This is a genomic window from [Clostridium] citroniae WAL-17108 (assembly GCF_000233455.1).
In the GTDB taxonomy this organism is placed as follows: domain Bacteria; phylum Bacillota; class Clostridia; order Lachnospirales; family Lachnospiraceae; genus Enterocloster; species Enterocloster citroniae.
Genome location: NZ_JH376422.1, coordinates 471,490 through 473,033, shown reverse-complemented (window position 1 = coordinate 473,033; position 1,544 = coordinate 471,490). Strand labels below are relative to the sequence as shown.

Genomic DNA, 1,544 nt, shown 5'->3' with positions numbered 1-1,544 from the left:
AGTGGATTTGGTAATGGCTTTGTTATCGGTATGTCTCTTGTAGCTTGCCTGGGCGTATTCAGGTTGCTTTTGTCAGTGTCAGATACTAACTTGTTTGTCCGAAGTTATACTCTTGCTGGAATCGGTTGGACCGGTTGGCGAACTATATAATTGAAAAGGAAAGACATCCTGCATACCTCCCTGCACCACAGGGATTTGCAATGATATCCTTTTTATTTAAGTAAAACGGCATAGAAATGTCGCCGTTTTCCCAGCCTGTAATGCGCCCGTGCCTGACGATTGTTGATTCAGGCAGTCCGCTTACAATCAGCGTGTTTATTGCTGTAATCTGCTTTACAGTGATATCAAAATCCACAAAACACGTACCGTTAAGGACTTTGTATACCACGGTTCCAGCACTTACCCAATCCGAATTAATGACGGCATCCCCAGAATATGCCTTAACAATTCCATGGTCTGATAAATCCGTATTGCGCACAGTAAAGCAGTCTGGTGCTGCCAAGCCTCCTATCATACAATAAAGATACCAAATTTATTGTATGGAGGTAGAACAAATGGATGAAGTAAGGTTAAAAGATGAGCTTATGGCCAGGTTGTCCAATGAACTGGACCGGCCTGCGCTGCAGGTGATTGACGGGGCACTATCGTCAGTGTTGCGAAACTACGAAATATCCAAAAGGGAAACCGGGTTGAGTACCAACATAATCAGCTTTCCAGAATTGGATATTTTCATCGGGAAAATCAGGTTTGAAAATTATTCGGTTAGTACAGTCAATCAATACCAGCGTTTTTTGACGGACTTACTGATTTATGTAGGTAAGCCAGTACAGGAAATCGCGGGAGAGGATGTGGTGGAATGCCTTAATTATTATGAGCAGGCTAGAAAGATTAGCTCCAGCACCAAAGACCACAAACGGCGCATTGCAAGCTCCTTCTTTACTTTTCTACATGAACGAGGCTACATCTCAAAAAATCCTATGTCCACCGTGGACCCAATCAAGTATGTAGCAGAAATACGGGAGGCATTGACCAGCCGTGAAGTAGAGAAACTGCGTATTGCCTGTGGAACCAATATCCGTGACAATGCAGTTCTGGAGCTGTTCCTGGCAAGTGGTTGTCGTGTCAGCGAAGTGGTCAGTATGCGGGTAGAAGATATGGACCTTCAGGCGGGATGTGGGAAAGTATTAGGAAAGGGAAAGAAGGAGCGCATGGTGTTCTTTAATGACCGTGCGATGGAATATTTGGAACGATATTTGGGGGACCGTAGGAGCGGGGCTGTGATACTATCAAAAAGGGCACCTTATCAAGGATTAAAGAAGAATGCCCTGGAGAACATTATCCGGAAGATTGCAAAAAAGGCAGGGCTGGGTAAGCGGGTATTTCCGCATTTGCTGAGGCACACATTTGCCACGCGTGCATTGAACAAAGGTATGCCGCTTCCAACATTATGTGATTTGATGGGGCATTCGAGTGTAGAAACCACCAGGATATATGCAAAAAATGGTGCCGGAAAGATTAGATATGAGTACGACATGTATGCTGCA

The 1,544-nt window shown here is 44.6% G+C and carries 2 protein-coding genes; one reads left to right on the top strand and one right to left on the bottom strand.

All coding sequences use genetic code 11. From position 1 onward, the window contains the following. Positions 1–142: 142 nt before the first annotated feature. Positions 143–478 carry a hypothetical protein gene (locus HMPREF9469_RS15295; RefSeq protein ID WP_038292765.1) on the bottom strand — a complete coding sequence of 112 codons (336 nt, stop codon included), beginning with the start codon at positions 476–478 and terminating at the stop codon, positions 143–145. A gap of 76 nt (positions 479–554) precedes the next feature. Between HMPREF9469_RS15295 and HMPREF9469_RS15290 the strand changes: the two genes are divergently transcribed. Next, a partial coding sequence (locus tag HMPREF9469_RS15290) for a tyrosine-type recombinase/integrase (RefSeq protein WP_007863455.1) occupies positions 555–1,544 on the top strand: 990 nt, incomplete at its 3' end.